At 66.7% G+C, this 18,275-nt stretch carries 11 protein-coding genes and 1 riboswitch; of the genes, 2 read left to right on the top strand and 9 right to left on the bottom strand.

All coding sequences use genetic code 11. The features are described 5' to 3' along the window. The first annotated feature begins 1 nt into the window (after position 1). Positions 2-991 carry a dihydroxyacetone kinase subunit DhaK gene (gene dhaK, locus AWB81_RS05860; protein ID WP_062633163.1) on the top strand — a complete coding sequence of 330 codons (990 nt, stop codon included), beginning with the start codon at positions 2-4 and terminating at the stop codon, positions 989-991. 4 nt (positions 992-995) lie between these two features. Here the strand turns inward: dhaK and AWB81_RS05855 are convergent, their stop codons facing one another. Further along, on the bottom strand, positions 996-1,673 hold the full coding sequence (locus AWB81_RS05855) for a Fe2+-dependent dioxygenase (RefSeq protein ID WP_062633161.1): 678 nt from the start codon (positions 1,671-1,673) through the stop codon (positions 996-998). 75 nt (positions 1,674-1,748) lie between these two features. Next, positions 1,749-4,016, bottom strand: a complete 2,268-nt coding sequence (locus AWB81_RS05850; RefSeq protein ID WP_062633411.1) for a TonB-dependent receptor — start codon at positions 4,014-4,016, stop codon at positions 1,749-1,751. 284 nt (positions 4,017-4,300) lie between these two features. Further along, positions 4,301-4,478: riboswitch (yybP-ykoY riboswitch) on the top strand. 10 nt (positions 4,479-4,488) lie between these two features. Here AWB81_RS05850 and mntP point away from each other — a divergent pair. After that, positions 4,489-5,058, top strand: a complete 570-nt coding sequence (gene mntP / locus AWB81_RS05845; RefSeq protein WP_062633408.1) for a manganese efflux pump MntP — start codon at positions 4,489-4,491, stop codon at positions 5,056-5,058. A gap of 65 nt (positions 5,059-5,123) precedes the next feature. On the opposite strand, the gene AWB81_RS05840 is transcribed toward mntP, so the two are convergent. The 7 genes from AWB81_RS05840 to bcsD all read right to left on the bottom strand — a co-directional run bounded on the left by AWB81_RS05840 (position 5,124) and on the right by bcsD (position 17,726). Next, the gene (locus tag AWB81_RS05840; RefSeq protein ID WP_062633159.1) at positions 5,124-9,683 is read right to left on the bottom strand and encodes a cellulose biosynthesis protein BcsC; all 4,560 of its coding nucleotides are present in this window, start codon (positions 9,681-9,683) and stop codon (positions 5,124-5,126) included. Beyond that, on the bottom strand, positions 9,677-10,786 hold the full coding sequence (bcsZ, locus tag AWB81_RS05835; RefSeq protein ID WP_235025731.1) for a cellulose synthase complex periplasmic endoglucanase BcsZ: 1,110 nt from the start codon (positions 10,784-10,786) through the stop codon (positions 9,677-9,679). The genes AWB81_RS05840 and bcsZ overlap by 7 nt, the downstream gene beginning before the upstream one ends. A 40-nt stretch (positions 10,787-10,826) precedes the next feature. After that, entirely contained in the window at positions 10,827-13,307 is a 2,481-nt protein-coding gene (gene bcsB / locus AWB81_RS05830; protein ID WP_087134821.1) for a cellulose biosynthesis cyclic di-GMP-binding regulatory protein BcsB, read from the bottom strand. A 2-nt stretch (positions 13,308-13,309) separates the two neighbouring features. Continuing rightward, positions 13,310-15,514, bottom strand: a complete 2,205-nt coding sequence (gene bcsA, locus AWB81_RS05825; protein ID WP_062633155.1) for a UDP-forming cellulose synthase catalytic subunit — start codon at positions 15,512-15,514, stop codon at positions 13,310-13,312. Beyond that, positions 15,511-16,299 carry a cellulose biosynthesis protein BcsQ gene (gene bcsQ, locus AWB81_RS05820; RefSeq protein ID WP_062633404.1) on the bottom strand — a complete coding sequence of 263 codons (789 nt, stop codon included), beginning with the start codon at positions 16,297-16,299 and terminating at the stop codon, positions 15,511-15,513. Before bcsQ ends, bcsA begins: the two co-directional genes overlap by 4 nt. After that, on the bottom strand, positions 16,296-17,117 hold the full coding sequence (gene bcsP, locus AWB81_RS05815) for a cellulose biosynthesis protein BcsP (protein WP_062633153.1): 822 nt from the start codon (positions 17,115-17,117) through the stop codon (positions 16,296-16,298). Before bcsP ends, bcsQ begins: the two co-directional genes overlap by 4 nt. A 153-nt stretch (positions 17,118-17,270) precedes the next feature. Continuing rightward, positions 17,271-17,726, bottom strand: coding sequence for a cellulose biosynthesis protein BcsD (bcsD, locus tag AWB81_RS05810; RefSeq protein ID WP_062633151.1), 456 nt, complete (start codon positions 17,724-17,726; stop codon positions 17,271-17,273). Between the last annotated feature and the right edge of the window lie 549 nt (positions 17,727-18,275).

Raw genomic sequence — 18,275 nt, 5'->3', positions numbered from 1 at the left:
CATGAAGAAGTTCATCAACCACGTCGACGACTTCCTCACGGAAAGCCTCGCCGGCTTCGCCGCCGCGCATGCCGATTTGGTCGTGCTCAACGAAGATCCCGTGTTTGTGCGGCGCCGCGAACCGAAGCCCGGCAAGGTCGCGCTGATCTCCGGCGGCGGCTCGGGACACGAGCCGCTGCACAGCGGCTTCGTCGGCTACGGGATGCTCGACGCGGCGTGTCCGGGTCAGGTTTTCACCTCGCCGACGCCCGACCAGATGATGGCTGCCGCGAAGGCCGTCGATATGGGCGCGGGCGTGCTGTTCATCGTGAAGAACTATTCCGGCGACGTGATGAACTTCGAGATGGCGTCGGAGATGTGCGAGGTCGAAAACGCGATGGTGCTCATCAACGACGATGTCGCCGTGGAGAATTCGAGCTATACGACGGGGCGTCGTGGTGTGGCGGGCACGGTGATCGTCGAGAAGCTGGTGGGCAGCATGGCGGAGAGCGGCGCGAGCCTCGAACAGTGCAAGACCTTCGGCGATCGCATCAACAAGCACACGGCATCGATGGGCGTCGCGTTCACGAGCTGCACCGTGCCGGCGGCGGGCACGCGCACGTTCAAGATCGGCGACGATGAAATCGAGGTGGGCGTCGGCATCCACGGCGAGCCGGGGCGGCGCCGCGCGCCGATGGCCTCCGCCGATGCGATCGCGGGCGAGCTGCTTACGGCGATCGTCGACGATCTGGCGCCAGAGGCGGGCGCGCAACTGCTCGTGCTCGTGAACGGGCTTGGCGGCACGCCGCTCGGCGAGCTTTATCTGCTTTTCAACTCGACGCGTCTGTGGTTGCAGCAGCGCGACCTGCATGTTTCGCGCGTGCTGGTCGGGCCGCTCACGACATCGCTGGAGATGTCGGGCGCATCGATCACGCTATGCGTGCTCGACGACGAGATGACCGCCCACTGGGACAGCCCCGTGCATGCGCCCGGCCTGCGCTGGGGGATGTAGCCGCTTACGTGTCGCTCCACATGCGCAGCAGGTTGTGATAGCAGCCGACGAGCGTGCGGCGTGCTTGGTCGTCGGCGGGAAGGCGCTGGATGGCCGAGTCCATGTCGAAGAGCAGCGTGCGGCGCCCGTCGTCGCGCACGAGGCTCTGCACCCAGAAGAAGCTCGACACGCGCGCGCCGCGCGTGACGGGGCGCACCTGATGCAGGCTCGTCGCCGGATAGACGACTGCGTGTCCAGCGGGCAGCTTCACTTCCTGCACGCCGTAGGTGTCCTCGATGACGAGTTCGCCGCCTTCGTAGTCCTCCGGCCGCGAAAGAAACAGCGTGATCGACACGTCTGTGCGAACGCGCGCGCCGTGGCCCGGCACGATGCGGATCGCGCCGTCGACGTGACTGCCGAAATGCATGCCTCCTTCATAGCGGTTGAAGAGCGGCGGATAGACGCGATTCGGCAGCGCCGAGCTGATGAACAGCGGATTCTGTTCGAGCGCGCCGATGATGAGCTCGCCCATCTCGCGCGCGATTGGCGAGTTTTCCGCAATCTGCTGGTTCTGCTTGACGGGCGCGCTCTGGTAGCCCGACGTCACGCGCCCGTCGACCCACGAGTCGGTGGCGGCTTCGAGCCGGGCGCGCATCGCGGCGGCGTTCTCGGGGGTGAGTACGTTGGGGATGCAGACAATCATGATTCGGTTCTACGTGCGTAAAAGCCGCCTGCTTCGGCAGCGAAGCGGGCGGCGTGGGTGGATCGTCTCAGGCGATCACAGGAAGCGATAGTTTAGCGTCCCGATGAACGTGCGTCCGACACCCGGTACCGCGCGTCCGCCATCGGACGGGATCAGCGCGTCGTAGTACTTCTTGTCGGTCATGTTGAGCACGTTGAACTGGATGTCGTACTTCTTCGCGTGATAGGCGGCCATCGCATCCCAGCGCGTGTAGCCCGGCACCGATACGTAGTTGGTATTCGCCGCATAGCGCGACGACATGTACGTCGGACCGCCGCCGATTTCCCAATGCGGCGTGAACGCATAGGTGGTCCACAGCGTCAGCATGTTGCGCGGCGTGTTCGCCAGCGTGTTGCCGGTGGTGCCGTCGAGCGCCTTCAGCACTTCGCCGTTCATGTACGTGTAGCCGCCGAACACCTGCCACTTGTTCGTGATGTGGCCCGCGACGCCCAGCTGATAACCGCGCACGCGCACATCGCCGTCGAGATGGTAGCCGCCCGTCGAGTCGGCCGTGCGCGCGTTGGTCTTCTCGATGCTGAAGAGCGACTGCGAGATCGACAACCCGCCGCCGAGCAGGTCCCATTTGGAGCCGACTTCATACGAGCGGTTCTTTTCCGGCGGCAGGTTCTGCTGGCCGTTTGTGAGCGTCAGCGCTTCGAGCGACGGATCGAACGAAGTGCCGTACGACACGTAGTACGACTGCCAGTCGGACGGCTGCCAGATGACGCCGCCGCGCACGCTGGTAAAGAAGTTCGTCTGCGTTGCGTACGAGGGCACGTTGATCGAGTTGTTGATCGACGCCTCATAGCGGTCCCAGCGCACGCCACCCACGACCTTCCAGTGCTCGCCGATCGAAACCGTGTCGTTGACATAGAGACCGATGCCGTTCGCGCTGGATTCCGCGAGATTGGTCGCGACGGTCTTCGTGCTCGCGGGGCGGGTCGTGTACACCGGATCGACGAGCGGCACGATCGCGAGCGTGTTCGACGGCAACCCTGCTGCGGTCGAGGTGAAGCTCTGGTTGCTGTATGTCTCGTGACTCAGGTCCACGCCCGTGATGACGTCATGCTTGAGGAAGCCGGTGTCGAACTTCGCTTCGAGATCGGTCGAGTTGTAGACCGAGTGGTCGTTGATCGTGCGGTCCTTGCCCTGCAGCCTGACGTACAGCGACGACAACGGCAGCGTCGTGTAGTTGCCGTTCGTCAGCGCGGTCGATGTTCCGGGCGGACCAGTCAGCACGGCGGCCGGATTGGTCGCGCGCGCCTCGGTGCCGTAGTGGCTGAACTGCGTCTGGTTGCGCAGCGTCAGGTTGTCGTTGAAGCGGTGCTTGATGCGCGCCGAAACGGTTTGCACGTCCTGAATCGTGCGGTCGTCGGTGAAACCGTAGAAAGTCTTGCGATCGACCGGCGCCGGATGGCCGTTGAGCGCCGGCACGCCGTAGTCGGGCTGGTCGCGGTTGTGCTCGATCAGCGCGGTCAGCGTGACTTCGGTCGGCGTGCCGATGCCGAACTTGATTTCCGGCGCGACGCCGTAGTCCTTGCTCTTCATTACATCGCGCGTCGTGCCGATGTCCTGCCCGAATGCGTTGACGCGCACCGCGGCCGTATCGCTGATCGGCTGGTTCACGTCGACGGTCGCGCGATAGCGGTCGTGCGTGCCGGCCATCAGGGACACGTCAGCGCGCGGTTTCAGGTTCGGCTGCTTGCTGACCTGGTTGATCACGCCGCCCGTCGAGCCGCGCCCGAAATACAGCGACGACGGGCCGTAGAGCACGTCGATGGATTCGAGGTTGAACGTGTCGCGATAGTACTGGCCGCGGTCGCGGAAGCCATCGAGGTAGATGTCGGTGCGCGCGGTGAAGCCGCGCAGGTTGATGTTGTTGCCGATCTGGCCGCCTTCGGCCGCGCCGATCGTGATGCCGGGGACGTTGCGCAGCGCATCGGTGAACGACGTGACCGCCTGCGACTGCAGCAGCGCCTTCGGCACCACGGTCACGGCCTGCGGAATATCGCGCAGCGCAGTCGGCACCTTGGCACCGACGCTCGATGTGTCCGCCTGGAAGTCGCCGCTCGTGTCGGCCTGGCCGGTCACGCGCACGGCGGGCAGTGCGCCGCCTTCGGCGGGCGCCGTGGTGTCGGCGGCGGCCGGTGCGGTTTGCGCGGCCTGCGCGGTTTGCGTTGCCGGCGTTGCCTGTGCGGCGGCCTGCGGTGCAGCTTGCGGTGCGGTCTGAGCGTAGAGCGGCGCGGCGATCGGCGCGGCGACGATCGTCATCAAGGCCGCAGCAAGCGGCGTCTTCCTCAACATGTGAATCCCCGATACATGAAATTGTTGCTGGCAGGCGAGATCGACGTCGATCGCCGCCAGGCAAGTCACGGCGCAGCCCGCGGCTGGCTGCGGAACTGCCCGGAATTGAAGGGCAGCCGCCGTCGTGCCGGACACAATGACGGAAGCTGTCGATAGTTAATGCGAATCGTTATCATTACATGAGTAAGAATTATTAACAAGATGTAGCAAAGAGGAATAACATGCCGAAAACAGAAACGAAGTGAGTTGTTTTATTACATATAGCTTTCTGTCGTGGTATGCTCTCCGCTGTCTTTGGGGAGTAGCCGGCTTCCGTCTCACGGAAGCGCTCATGTCAACACGCTTGGTCGGATCGACCGTGGCATGAGCAGCCATCGCACCTTTTCAGGTTGGCAAGACCATCGACATGTCAGCGCGGCCGGCCGGGCGCGAGGGCATGTCGCATGTTCACGCCCGGCCCGCACGCTACTTCATGAATATCGCCTCCACACTTCTGCTCGCCGTCGCCATGTCGACGGATGCCTTCGCTGCCGCCGTCGGAAAAGGCGCGGCGCTCAACCGGCCGCATTTGCGCGAGGCGCTCAGGACGGGCCTCGTCTTCGGCCTGATCGAGGCCGCTACGCCGCTGATCGGCTGGGCGCTCGGCCGGGCCGCCGCGCCCTATGTCGCTTCATGGGATCACTGGATCGCGTTCGGACTGCTCGCGCTGCTCGGCTTGCGCATGATCCGGTCGGGCTTCGGCACGCCCGAGCCGCAAGCCGAAAAGCCGAGCCGCCATTCGTTCTGGCTGCTCGCGGCGACGGGCTTCGCCACCAGCATCGATGCGATGGCGGTCGGCGCCGGCCTCGCGTTCATCGACGTGAACATCCTTTCAACGGCCGCCACCATCGGCCTCGCGACCATGGTGATGGTCACGCTCGGCGTGATGGTCGGGCGCTTTCTGGGCGCGGTCGTGGGGCAGCGGGCGGAAGTCGGCGGGGGCGTGATACTGATCGCGATCGGCTCGCTGATTCTCGCCGAGCACCTCGGATACATGGGATAAGCGCGCCGCCATTGCGGCGACGCGTGCAGGCGGGAGTCAGCCGGGCGTTGCCCGGCTGATCGCTGTCAGTTGGACAACGAGAGGAACGGCGAAACGAGCGGATTTGGCGGGAAGGACGGGATGCCCGACTGCTTCGAGAAGCTGTAGCGGACGTACACGGCCGCGAGCCACTCGCGATACTGGTACGCGTTGCCGAAAGCCGCCGTCGCACCGAACGCGAGTTGCGGCGCGAGCTGGTATTCGCCCGTCGCGTTGAGCGAATAGGACACGCCCGTCTTGCTCTGCTCCGGATAGACAGCACCGGCATCGGGTGCAAATCCGAGCTTCGCGTAGGCCGCCTGATAGCTGGCGTTGGTCGGGAAGTAATCCGACTTGTCCTGCCGGTAATGCTGCACGCCGATCGATCCCTTCAGATCGTACGAGAACAGTCCCACGCGACCCATGTATTCGACCGGGAAGTTCAGGATCATGTACTGCTGCGGACTGAAGTATCCGCCCTGACCATAGGTGAAGTAGGACAGGTTCTTGTCGTAGTGCATCAGCGTGGTGTTCGCGCCGACGGTCAGCGTCTGGTCCGCGTCCTTGATGAGGCGCGTATAGATGCCGCCGCCGCCCTTGACCGCGTTGTTGCTCGCGACGTTCTTGCCGTCGAGATACTGGAAAGCCGCGTTCAGGTAGACGCCGCTCGTGCCGTCGTCCCAGCCGAGGTCGCCGCGCACGCCGTTCGAGGTCACGCCGCCCCATTCGAGGCCCGCGAAGCTGTCGCGCGCGCCGGCGTAGGAGAGCAGGCTGTCCGTGACCGCCCGCCGCGCGACCGCGACGGAGTACGACACCTTGTCCGTGATCGCGTTCTGGTACTGCACGCCGCCGACCACGGTCGTCTCGCGAAAGCCGAGGGGCGTCGAGCCGACGTCGCCCTTGATGTTGCGATTCTCGTAGCCCACCGACAAGCCGACGCCCGTCGCCGTCTGCGAGCCGTAGGGGTTGGTCAGCGCGTTGGTCGGCGGCAGGCCCGTCACTGGCCCGAGGCCGGAGCCGAAGCGCGCGAGCGTCTGCGAGTTGGCCTCGGCGGTGCCGGCGTCGAGCGTGACGGGCGTCACGCGCACGACGACGTGGCCGTTACCCGCCTTGATGCGGCCTTCGATGGGTGCTTCGATATCGGTCAGATTCGACAGTCCGTCCTCGCCGTTGCGGTTGCGGAACACGATCCCGCCCGATACGGTGCTCGCCTGCTCGCGCTCGATCTGCGCGAGTTCCTCCGCGACGCCCTGCGTCTGCGCGCTGGCAACCGCGGCCGCGCCTGCGGGTTGCCGGGCTTGAGGCTGGGCCAGGTTGTACGGCTGCGCGTATCCCGCAGGCGGCTGCGGGATGTATTGCTGCTGCGCAGAGGGCTGGTAGGGCTGCTGTTGCGGATAAGGCGCCTGCGGCACATAGGGCTGTGCGGCGTAAGCCTGCTGCTGCGGGTAAGGCTGTTGCGGATAAGGCTGCTGCTGCGGATACGTCGGCGCTGCCGCATATTGAGGCGCGCGCGCCGGCGCCTGCTTCTTGCTCGTCGAACGCTTCGAGCCGGCGGCGGGTAACGGGACGTCGGCCGCGTACGGCTGCGCGTCGCGCGCTGCCGGCGACATCGGCCAGGGTGTGCTCACGTAACCGTTCTGCGCGGGATAAGCCGCCGGTTGCTGCTGATACCCCTGCGCAGGCGCCTGCTGATACTGCGGCGCGCCGTAGCCCGCCTGCCCGTCCTGTCCCGGATAGGGTTGCAGCGGCGCGGCAGCGGGACCGCCGGACTGTCCGGAGCCGTACGTGTCGGGACCGTAGCCGCCGCTTGCCGCCACCGGGCGGGTCGCGCCGGACGGCGCGCCGGGATTCGCATAAGGCGCCACGTAAGGCGCGACATAGGGCGCGGGCTGGGAAGGCGGCAGATAGTTCGGCACGGCTTGGGTCGGAGAAGTGGTCGGCTGGAAAGGGGCCGAGGAATAAGGTGCTGCCGTCGTCGTATCGACGGCCGTCTTGCCTTCGAACGGATTGGTGCCGGGCAGAGGCGCCGCACCGACGCGCTGCATCGCGGTTTCCCAGCCGCGCGGCACATTCGACGGCGCTCCGGCGGCACTGCGCGCAGTCGGCGCGAGCGGCGTGTTGGCCGCGACGAGCGAACGTTGCAGATACTGCGCCGCGAGATCGAGCTTGCCTTCGGCGCGATACATCCGTCCGACGGCGGCAAGCGTCGCCGGATCGCCAGGCGCGGCTTGCAGCGCCTGATTCGCGAGCGATTCCGCGTATCGATAATCCTTCGTGGCCGTCGCCGACGACATCGCCGCCAGTTGCAGCCCGAGGTCGTCCGGACGGCGCGCGAGCGCCGCGCGATAACTCCTGAGCGCGCTCGCATCGTCGCCGGCGGAAGTGTAGAGGCGCGCGAGCGCCGCCTGCAGATCGGCGTTGTCGGGCATCGCGGCGAGCCACGGCGCGATCACGTCGTAAGCGGCCGCGAGATCGCCGCGCAGCCGCACCGTATCGCATTGCTTGATGACGATGCCGAGGTTCAGGTTGTTGAAATCGGTGCGTTGCTGCGGCGTGAGCGGCATTGCCGCGAGCCGGCGCATCACGGAACCGAGTTCGGCCTCCTGCTGCGCCGCCGACAGGATGCCCGCGTATTGCAGCAGCAGCCCGGGATCGTTCGGCGCAGCGCTCAGCGCGCTGCGCACGAGTGCGAGCGCGCGGGACGGATCGCCCGCCGTCACATACGCCGACGCCAGCGCGCCGATCAGTTCCGGCGAGCCGTACGCGACCGGCTCGGCCGCCTGCAGCATCGAAAATGCCTGCTGGCGCTGGCCGTTGCGTGCGAGGCGCGTGGCGAGATCGGCCTGCTGGTGCACCCACAGCCGGTGCTGGAGCGCCGTCATCGCGGCGGTGCGCTGCGCGGCGGGAATCCGGTCGAGCTGCGCGAGTCCGGCCGACCAGTCCTGCGTCTCCGCCGACAGGAGCGCGCTCGCGTAGAGCGCGTCGGTCATGTCGGGATGGGTCGCGAGCAGGCCGTCCATCATGCTGCGCGCGTTCGCGACGGCACCCTGGCGAACGTAGATGCGCGCGAGGTCGAGCCGCAGCCACGGATCGTCGGGATTGTTGAGGAGCGCGTCTTCGAAGAGACTGCGCGCGCTGCCGAGATCGCCGCGCGCTTCTGCCGCGCGCGCCTGCGCCGCCTGCGCTTCGCCGCGCAGCTTGTTGATGCCGCCCGCCTTCGACTGCTGTTCGGCGTTCAGCCGGTTCGCGAATTCGAGCGCCTCGTCGCCGCGACCCTGCGCCGCGAGCGCGCCGACGAGTCCGCGGATCGCGTCGGGGTTGTCGGCCTGGCGGCGCAATGCCATGCGGTACGCCGCTTCCGCGCCGCGCGCGTCACCCATCGCGAGGAGCGTCTCGCCGAGCAGCGTCTGCGCGGTGACGTCCGACGGATTCACCGCGATCGCGCGTTCGAACAGCGCCTTCGCCTTCGCATTGTCGCCGTTGCTGCGCGCGCCGATCGCTTCGCTCGTGTAGGTCCAGTAGGTTGCGCTCGTGAGCGCGTCCTTCCAGCGCGCGGGATTGCCTGCCCGCGACGCGCGTTCGAGATAGGTGCGCGCTTCGGCGAATTTCTCCTGCTTGAGCGAGGCGACGCCCATGCCGCCGAGTGCATCGGCGTCGTTCGGATTCGAGACCAGCACCGACGAAAACTTCGCCCGCGCCGTGACGAGATCACCGCGATCGAGCGCGGTGAAGCCCTCGGCGACAGTGCGACCGCGTGCATCGACGACCGCGTCGGTTTGCGCGCGCTCGCGGGCGGCCTTGTCCTGCTGCACCATCGAATCGAAGCGGGCTTTCACGGCAGCGTCATCTGGCGAGGTCTGCAAATACGCCTGGAAGAGCGGCGCGTCCGACGCGCGAGCGCCGAGCCACAAAAGCGCCTGCCGCCAGCTCTTCTTCGCCTGCGCGCCGACCGTGCTGTCGTTCGACAACTGCGCGAGCCGCGCGATGCCGTCGCGCCGGGTCGAGTCGCGGTAAGTCAGATGCTGCGCGTACGCGAGCGTGTAGCGCGGATCGTCGGGATTCTGGCGCGCGAGCTGTTCGAGCCCGCGACGCGCTTCGTCCCAGCCCTGCGGCGTCGCCGCGAGCGCCTGGTAGTACTCGAGCTGCAGCGCGGGCGTCGACGGCTTGCCTTCGATCGCCCGCTTGTACTCCTCGACCGCCGATGCACTCTGGCCGCTCTGCGCGAGGCGCCGGGCGTCGTTCACGGTCTGGTCGCGCGCGCTGGTTTCGCCGAGCCGGCGGCCGAGTTCGTCGATGCTCGGATAATTCGGCGCGACCTCCCTGAGGCGCGCGAGATACTGCTGCGCGCCGCTGCCGTCCTTGCGGTCGGCGAGCACCATGCCCATGCCGAACAGCGCGTCGGGCTGCTTCGGATCGATGCGCAGCACTTTCTGCCACGCCTGCTCGGCGAGGTCGCCGCGCTTGTGCGCCTGCCAGTACTTGCCCTGGTCGATCAGGACGTTGAGCGGGTCGGCCGCGGCCTGCGCGAAAACGACGGCGGGCGCGTTGGCGGCGAACGCCGTCGCGATGCTCAGCGCCAGCGCGCTTCTTTTTGCGCGAATCAGCATGCGCTTCTCCAGCTTGGCACGAGACGGCCGCTTTCGTCGAAACGATAGCGGCCGTCGATGAATCCCGTGCCGAACAACCCCAGCACACGATCGTAATAGACAGGGTCGCGTCCGGCGCCCGGCGAGGGCGCGTCGAACGCGGCGAGATGCGTGCGGGCAAGGCCGAGCCCGCGTTCGTCGTTCAATGCCTTGAAGTACGGCGCGAGCGCGGCCCAGTAGGACAGCGGGCCTTCGCCGGCCGGCGTGCCGGTCGCGACCGCGACGCGCTCCGGCGGAATGCCCGTCTGCGCGATGCTCTGGCGCATGCCGCCAAGCGCAGCGAGCCACGTCTTCGCGAGCGGATCGGCGGGCGCGGCGAGACCCGCCCACAGATAGACGCGGATCGCGTCATAGCTGCCGGTGTCGCCGTTCTTCGGGTCGACTACGAACTGGCCGTCCTTGTACGCCGCCCAGTCGGGCGCGTAGCCGTGCGGCGAGGTCGTCTTGACGAGCTTGTACGCGTTCACGGCGAGGCGCGTCCACGGGCCGTTCGGCGCGTCGTGCGCGAGTGCGCGCAGCACGGAAAGCGGCAGATAGCTCGGATTCAGGCGCGTCACGTCGCCGGTGCGAAAGCCTTGCGGGCCGGGCAGCAGCATCGGTCCGAGACCGGCCAGATCGACGACTTCATGCTTCACGATCTGCGCGGCGAGCGCCTGCCCGAGCTTCGTGTAAGCCGGCTCTTTCCAGAGGCGTCCGGCCTGCAGGAGATCGTAGGCGATCCACAGGTCCGAATCCGACGCGGAGTTCGGGTCGAGCACGCCGAACGAGCCGTCGGGCTTCTTCCCCCACTGCCACGCCGGAAGCTGCACGTTTTGCGGATCGAAGCGGTTGGCCGCGAGGTTCGCACGCGTCCAGTCGAGCAGACGGTCGAAGGTCGCGCGGTCGTTCGCGACGAGCGCGAAGAACATCCCGTAGGACTGGCCTTCGGACGTGGTCTGCTGCGCGGGCGTCGAAAAGTCGATCACGCGGCCGTCGGCCTGCACGAAGCGCTCGACGAACGTGCGGTACGCCGGCCAGTCGGCGCTGCACGAGGCAGCGTTCGCAACGCTGCCCGCGAGCAGCATCGCGGCCGCCACGGTCGTCATACGGAGGGCATGCCGCATCTCAGTCCCTCAGGCGGCGCGCGGCGATCGCACGCAACGCACGGTAGAACAGCGCGGCGATGATCAGCGCGGCGACGAGCCCGGAGAGCACCAGCAAAAGCGGATGCGACGACAGCGCCCAGCGCATGTAATTCATCGGCGACAGGTGGCCGACGTAGTACGCCTCGCCGTTCGACGTCACCGTGACCGAGCGGCCGTGGATCACCGCCATCGCGCCCTGGATTTCCGGCAGCAGGTCGTTGTCGAGGAGCGCGGCGCTCAAGTCGGCGTCCGACTGGCCCGCCGCGCTGATCAGCGCGACCGCGCTCCTGCCCTTCTTCAGCGGCGATTCGAAGCCGGTGATGAGCGCGTCGCCGCTCGAACTCACGAGCGACAGGTCCGCCCGCGCGGGCGAGCGCTCGACGCCGTGCGGCCCGTGCCACCAGTCGACGACCTTGTACGCGACGTCGGTCAGCTCGAACGTGCGCGCGTCGCCGTCGCCGGAGAAGGGCATCGACTTCGCCCAGCGCTGCAGGAGCGGCTGGCGTCCCGGCGAGCCGAGGATCAGCAGGTCCTTGTCGGCGAACTGATCGACCTGGTCGGCAGAAGCGACCGCGACGTTCGTTGCCGGATAGCCCGTCGATGCGCCCATCCGGCCCATTTCGAGCAGGAACAGGCTGTAGTCGGCGGAACCGGCGTCGGTCGGCAGGATCACGGCTGTCTGCGACAAATCCGCGAGACGCGTGAACGGGAAGCCGCCGTTCGCGAACGCGGCGAGGTCGGGCAGCGCCATGTAGTGCGGGAAGCCGGAGAGATCGATGGTCGAATTCGGATCGATCGCGCCGACGACGTTGTCCAGCACGCGCCCCGTGCATTCGCCGGTCTTCGGGATGTCGTAGTAGAAGTGCAGGCGCAACTGCGCGCGCGGCGTGAGCAAGAGCGGCGGCACATAGATCTCGCGGCGCGCGGCAACGGTCTTGTCCGGCATCACGCGGCTGAAGTACTGGCCGAGATCGAACGTCGACGCCGACACCGCCGGAATCCGCAGCGACTGCACGAAGCCGTTGTTCACGCTGATATTGAGCGACGAACGATCGGGCGCGGGCCGCACCGTATAGCGGTAACCGAGGTCGATCGGCACGCCCTTGGTCTGCCACATGAAGAGGTCGGGCGGCACGCGCAGGTTCACGCGCACGGCGTCGGCGTCGTAGCCGTTAGCGGTCAGGTCGCGGGCTTCCGCCAGTTCGCCGAAGCGCACCGGACGGTCGGTCGCGAGCCAGTTCGGCGCGTCGTAGGGGCGGCGCGGCTGGAGGTCGGTCAGTTGCGTGATCGTCGCGCTCTGGCCGGACAGCGCGTTCTGGCCCATGCCGAGCGCGCGCGCGGCGGTCTTCAGTTCGGTGTCGTTGCGGCCGAGCACAAGGAGGAACCGGCCGCGCGCGGGCGCCGGCCGGTCGACGACGGCAATCGTCGGTCCGGAAACCGGCGGAATCTCGACGCCCGTCGGACGCGATTCGGACGTCGCGAAGATCACGGCGTTGCCGGCGAGCGGCGCGTTGTCGATCTGCGCGGGGAACACGGCGCCGCGATAGCCCGCGAGCGAGCCGAACCACGATGCCACCGAACCCCCCGCTTCGAGCGTCTGGCTGCTCGGCTTCTGCGCGAACACGAACGGCAGTTCGAGCCGGCGCACGTCGCGGCGGTCGAAGAAGGGCGCCGGCAGTGCGGCGAGATCGGGCTTGCTTGCGAGGAACGCGTAGGTCAGGTCGAGCGAGCTCGCGTTGCTGACGGTCGCCCACAGCGTCGAATTCGACGGGTCCTCGCACTGCTGCGTGTAATGCCCGATCAACTGCACGTTCAGGTGGTTGAACTCGGTGATGAAGCGCGGATCGATCGCGACGTCGCGGGCGACGAGCGTGCCCGCCTGATCGCGCGGCACCGGCAGCGTGGCCGCGACTTCGCCGTTGATCAGCACCTTCAGTTGCGAGATGTTCGGCAACAGCGACGGCGAATAGCTGTAGATCAGATGCAGCACTGCCGCAGTGACGACTTCGTCGCCGCGCACGGAGAACGGCACGCCGTTCTGGCCGTCCGTGCCGCGCAGTTGCAGCGGATCGAGCGCGCCGAGATCGGCGAACGTGAGCGTCTGACGGCGGCCGCCCGGCACCAGCGTGCCCGGATCGGCGGTGGTCGGCACGCGCACGGTGAGCGGCTTGCCCTGATTGCCCGAGAACGCCGGCACCGGCATTGCCAGCGCAGGCTGGGCGACCGTGTTCGGATTGAGCAGCACGGCCGGACTCGGCGCGGGCACCGAGCCGACGCCGGTAGCGGTGTCGGTGGCAGACGGCGCGCTCGCTGCCGTCGCGGCGGCCGCGAGCGGCGCCGCGAACGCGGTCTGCAACGCCATCCAGACTGCCAGTACGCGCCCGAGGGGCCTTTCGCAGAAACGTGGCGTGCGCTCGCCCGGTACGTGATCCACGCGCAACTTCGAGATGCCTTTGCCCATTTTCAGTCTTTCGTTTTCAGCTTCTTGGTATCGATGGGGCGCTTTCGCATCCACGTCCGAAGGTCACTGTGAAGAAGTTCGAACAATCCTGCGATGCCGCGCGAGCCGACCAGCAGCACGTGCGACAGCCCGCGCAGGGGCGTATCCGCGAGGCGTCCCTCGCCCCAGCCGGTCCAGGCGTCGGCGCGCGCGAAGGTCGTCTTGACGAACTCGAACTCCTGCTCGCGCGTGAGCGTGGCAAAGCGCAGGCCGACGCGCCCCGGCGCCGTGAAGCCGACCGTCGCAGGGAACGCGTATTCCTCGTCGCCGCGAAAGAGCGAGACCGTCACGCGCTCGTGCATCGGCACTTCGATCTGGCTCGGCAGCTTCACGCCGACGCCGCCTTCCGAGTAGTCGATCGTTTCGCACGCGAGCGTACGGCCGGTCGAGAACTTGAGCATCACGGGCATCTGCATGTGCACGCGATGCGTCGTGCGGACCTGGCGGCGCTCGCTCGCCGCCGCGACGCTCGCGCCGAGGATCAGCATGTTGTAGACGGTCCAGCAGAGATTCAGGATGGTCGTCTGCACTTCGCTTCGCACGTCCCAGTAGAGCCAGATGTGCGCGATGCCGGCCACGAAGCCGATCAGGTTCAAGAGCAGCAGGAACAGGTAAGGGCGCGAGATCGACCAGTCGAAATAGTCGTTCGCGATCTGGCCGCCTTTCGCCGTCACGTTGAACTTGCCGAGCTTCGGGTTGATGACGGCGAGCAGCGTCGGGGCCGTGATGTAGGACGCCAGCACCGATTCGTACACTTCCGCCCAGAACGAATGGCGAAACGAACGCTGCATCCGCGAATTGGTGATGCTCGCGTGCATCATGTGCGGCAGCGCGAAGATCGCGATGGTGCTCGCCGCCGCTTCGATCACGTGCGCGCCGAAGAACAGGAACGACAGCGGCGCGGTCAGGAAGACGAGTCGCGGGATGCCGTAGAAGAAGTGCATCATCGCGTTCAGGTAACACAGGCGCTGGCCGATCTTCAGGCCGCGCCCCGTCAGCGGATTGTCGATGCGGAAGATCTGCGTCATGCCGCGCGCCCAGCGAATCCGCTGCCCGATGTGGCCGGACAGGCTTTCCGTCGCGAGGCCGGCCGCCTGCGGAATCGCGAGATACGCGGTGGTGTAGCCGAGGCGGTGCAGCTTGAGCGCCGTATGTGCGTCTTCGGTCACGGTTTCCACCGCGATGCCGCCGATTTCTTCGACCATCGTGCGTCGCAGGATCGCGCACGAGCCGCAGAAGAAGGTCGCGTTCCAGAGATCGTTGCCGTCCTGCACGAGGCCGTAGAACAGCTCGCCTTCGTTCGGCACCTTGCGGAACGTGCCGAGATTGCGCTCGAACGGGTCCGGCGAGAAGAAATGGTGCGGCGTCTGGAGCATCGCGAGCAGCTTGTCGCGCAGGAACCAGCCGAGGCCGATCTGGAGGAACGAGCGCGTCGGGATGTGATCGCAGTCGAAGATCGCGAGATATTCGCCCTTTGTGATCTTGAGCGCTTCGTTGATGTTGCCGGCCTTTGCATGGCGGTTGTGCGTGCGGATCGTCCAGTTGACGCCGAGTTCCTCGCAGAACGCCTTGAATTCGGGGCGGCGGCCGTCGTCGAGCACATGGATCGCGAGCTTGTCGGCGGGATAGTCGAGCGCGAGCGCGGCGTAGATCGTCGGCTTCACGACCGACAGCGGCTCGTTGTAGGTCGGAATGAAGATGTCGACGGTCGGCCACTCGGCGCGCGAGGCGGGCAGCGGCAGCGGTTTGCGCTTCAACGGCCAGGCGGTCTGGAAATAGCCGAGCATGAGCACGATCGTCGAATAGACCTCCGCCGAGACGAGCAAAAGTCCCCAGGCGGCATCGAGCGGACGCTCCCAGTACGTGGTCTCGGTCAGGCGCCAGAACATGTAGCGGCCCGAGGCGACCACCGACAGCATGATCATCACGAGCGTTGCGTACTGGCCCTGTAGGCGGCGAAAGCCGAGCGCGAACAGGAAACAGAGGGTCGCGAACGCGAGTTGCTGGCCGAACGCGAGCGGTACCGTCACCACGAAATACAGCGCGACGACCGCGAACAGCGTCACGAGGATCGTGACCGGGCGGCTCGCCCAGATGCGCGCATCGACGAAACGTTCGAGGCGCGACGGTTTCTCGGCCGCCTCGGGCGTGCCATTGGTCGTGCTCATGCGACGTTCCTCGGCGAGACCTGCATCGTGTCGATCGCCGACAGCAGCCAGTCGCCGCACGCGCGCAGGTCGGCGGCGGCCTGGGAAAGCGGGTCGTAATGGATGAGCGTGGTGTCGCACGCAAGCGATTCGCTCACGCCTTCGTCCTGATGGATCACGCCCGGGAACAGCCTCGTGCCGAGCATGTTGCGCAGCACCTTCAGCACGTCCTTGCTCAACTGGCGCGACTGGTCGACCTGATTCACGACGTAGCCCTGCCCGCCGAAATCGGCGCGCGGCGACGCGTAGTTCTCGATCATGCGTTCCATCTGCGGGATCGCTGCGTAGGACGCGGCGTCCGCGAGCACGACGTTCAGCGCGAAATTCGCCGCCGTCAGCGCCGTGCGCGTGTAGACGGACGAACCCGGCGGGGTATCGACGATCACGATGTCCGACGGATCGAGCCCGAGCGTGTCGAGCGAGTGCGCGAGCCAGGCCGGCTCGCGGTCGACGTGGGCCTCGAAGCGCCGGCGGTCGTCTTCGAGCACCGCGCCGTACGGCAGCACGGTGACGCCGTCGACGCCGTCGAACATCACGCTCTGCCAGGCGTCGCCGGCGAGCGTCGCCCGCGAGATGCCGTCGATGCTGTCGAGCGGAATGCCGAAATGCAGGCGCAGCGCGTTTTGCGGATCGAGGTCGAGCACGATCACGCGACGCGAGCGCGCGGCGAGCACGGACGCGAGATTCGCGGCGAGCGTCGTTTTGCCGACGCCGCCCTTGGCCGATACCACGGTGATGACTTTCATGAGCGCGGCATCCGGCTGGTGGCCCACGCGCGGCTGGCGGGGGGATTGTCGTTGCGGGCGTCGTCCGGGCTTGCGAGCGAACCGCGCAGGCGGTCGAAGACCGAAGCGAGCAACTTCGCGGCGGCCGCCGGGGCCTGGGGTTCGGGCGCGGCGTCGCATGCGGGCGACGCGAAGAGCTTGCCGAGAATCGATTGCGGCGCCGGAGAGTGCGAAGCCGCCGGGCGGGCGGGGATCGCGGCGGGCTTCGGCGCGGGCGGCGTCGCGGGTGCGGGGCTCAGGGCGGCGCGCAACGAAGTCTGCGCCGGGCGCGACGCGAACGGGTTTGCTGCGAGGGGGGCGAGGGGCGCGAGGGGCGCAGCGGGCACAGCCGGTACGGCGGCGCGCAGCGCCGGCTGTGCCGGAGCCGCAGCGGGCGCCGTCGCTGTTACCGGCGCTGCTTCGGCCGGCGACGCTGCTTCACTCGATTCAGCGAAGCGCGGGGCGCCCGGTGTGACAGCCGGCAGCGTCACGTTGCCGACCGGCGGGATCGTGCGCCGGTGCGCTCGTGCGAAGAGCGGCGGCTTGCCGCGGTTGATCGGCGTCGGCGCGGGCGAGGCGTCCGAGGCTGCATCGCCGCGCGCACCGCGCGCCGTCGGCAACTGGACGTCGCGACGCTGCGCGACCTCGGGAATCGGCGGCTGCGCGAAATCGAGCGTCGCAAGGAGCGGCCAGCGCGTCCGCGCCGAGCGTGCCTCGTTCTCCTTGCCTATTTCCTGATAATCACCGGCGTTGCCGCCGAAATGCTCGAATAACTTTTCGATGTCCCGCGAAGTATTCATGATGCCGCCGTCCTCGTAATGCCCTGATTCGCGTTGCCAATTAGGTAATGCCGCGCGGATTCGCCGAACCGCTGCGGGTAATGATTCAAAGCGAATGCATCGAATTCGATGCCGTGTCCACTCTCGCTTTTGCCGCTAGTGACAATCTTTCGTTTATGCAGCGCCGCGTGCCAATCGAAATTCGACTGCGGCGTTTTCATCGAATTCACCGGATTGCTTCATCGCGAGACCGTCTGCGCCGAGCGCACCCAGCCACTGCTGGTAGGCGCCTTCGAGAAACGCGGGCGTCCAGGCGAGCGCGCGCTCGCCGAATGCCGGCAGCGGCGCGCAGTAGTGCGTGATGCTCAGGTAAGCGGGCTCCTCGGCAAGCGCGACGAAACCCCAGTCGGTCCCGCGCCACAAGGCGTTGAGCGATTCGACGAGATCGGCAAGCGACTCGCACGCAGGCAGCGGATGCGCGTTCGCGAAGCGCTGGCCGATCCGGTTCATCAATTGACGCAATTCATTGCGTCCGATCTGCGCTTCGAATTCTTCGGCGAGCGCGGCGAGCACGCCGCGCCATTGCGTCGATATCTGGCGTTCCAGCAGGTAATCGAAAATGGCAACCATGTTGGCCCTGAAAGAGACTGGGAACTCCGACCGGTTTTCGGTCGTTCTTACTCGAATAGCACGGAAAGCATAATTGCCGCTTGCAGGCAACATAATCCGACGCGCTTATCTATGGGATTTCGCACGCCCGAAGGTACTTCAACGCGTTTCTTTTCGCCAGTAGAAAGACTAGCAGTGCCATTTTTATCGAATTCGATGAAGACGCCCGCAATCGCCCCGCTATTTACCGATTCGCGCGTTCATCCGATGGACAAAAACTCTGCGCTAGGACGGAAGCAGCAAATAGCGCGATTCGTCCGATAAAAACTGCCTTTGTACTATCTCGTTAACGGCGCAGCGGCCGCAGAGTTTACCCGCGGCGAGCGGAAATACGCGACTTTCTGGCCGAGGCAGGCTCCCGGCGTCAGCGTGAAGGACGGAAGAGGGCGGGAGAGGACGGGCGGAGGGGCAAAAAAAAGCGCCCCATTTGGGGTAATGCCGTTCAGTTAATGTTCTTTTTGAGGTATCGAACGGTGTAGCGTTTAGGGCGGGATTTGACGACTCGGTCGC

This window comes from Caballeronia arationis (genome assembly GCF_001544975.2).
Classification (GTDB): Bacteria; Pseudomonadota; Gammaproteobacteria; order Burkholderiales; family Burkholderiaceae; genus Caballeronia; species Caballeronia arationis.
The sequence above is the reverse complement of the archived record's forward strand: the minus strand, read 5'-3'. Positions and strand labels throughout refer to the sequence as shown.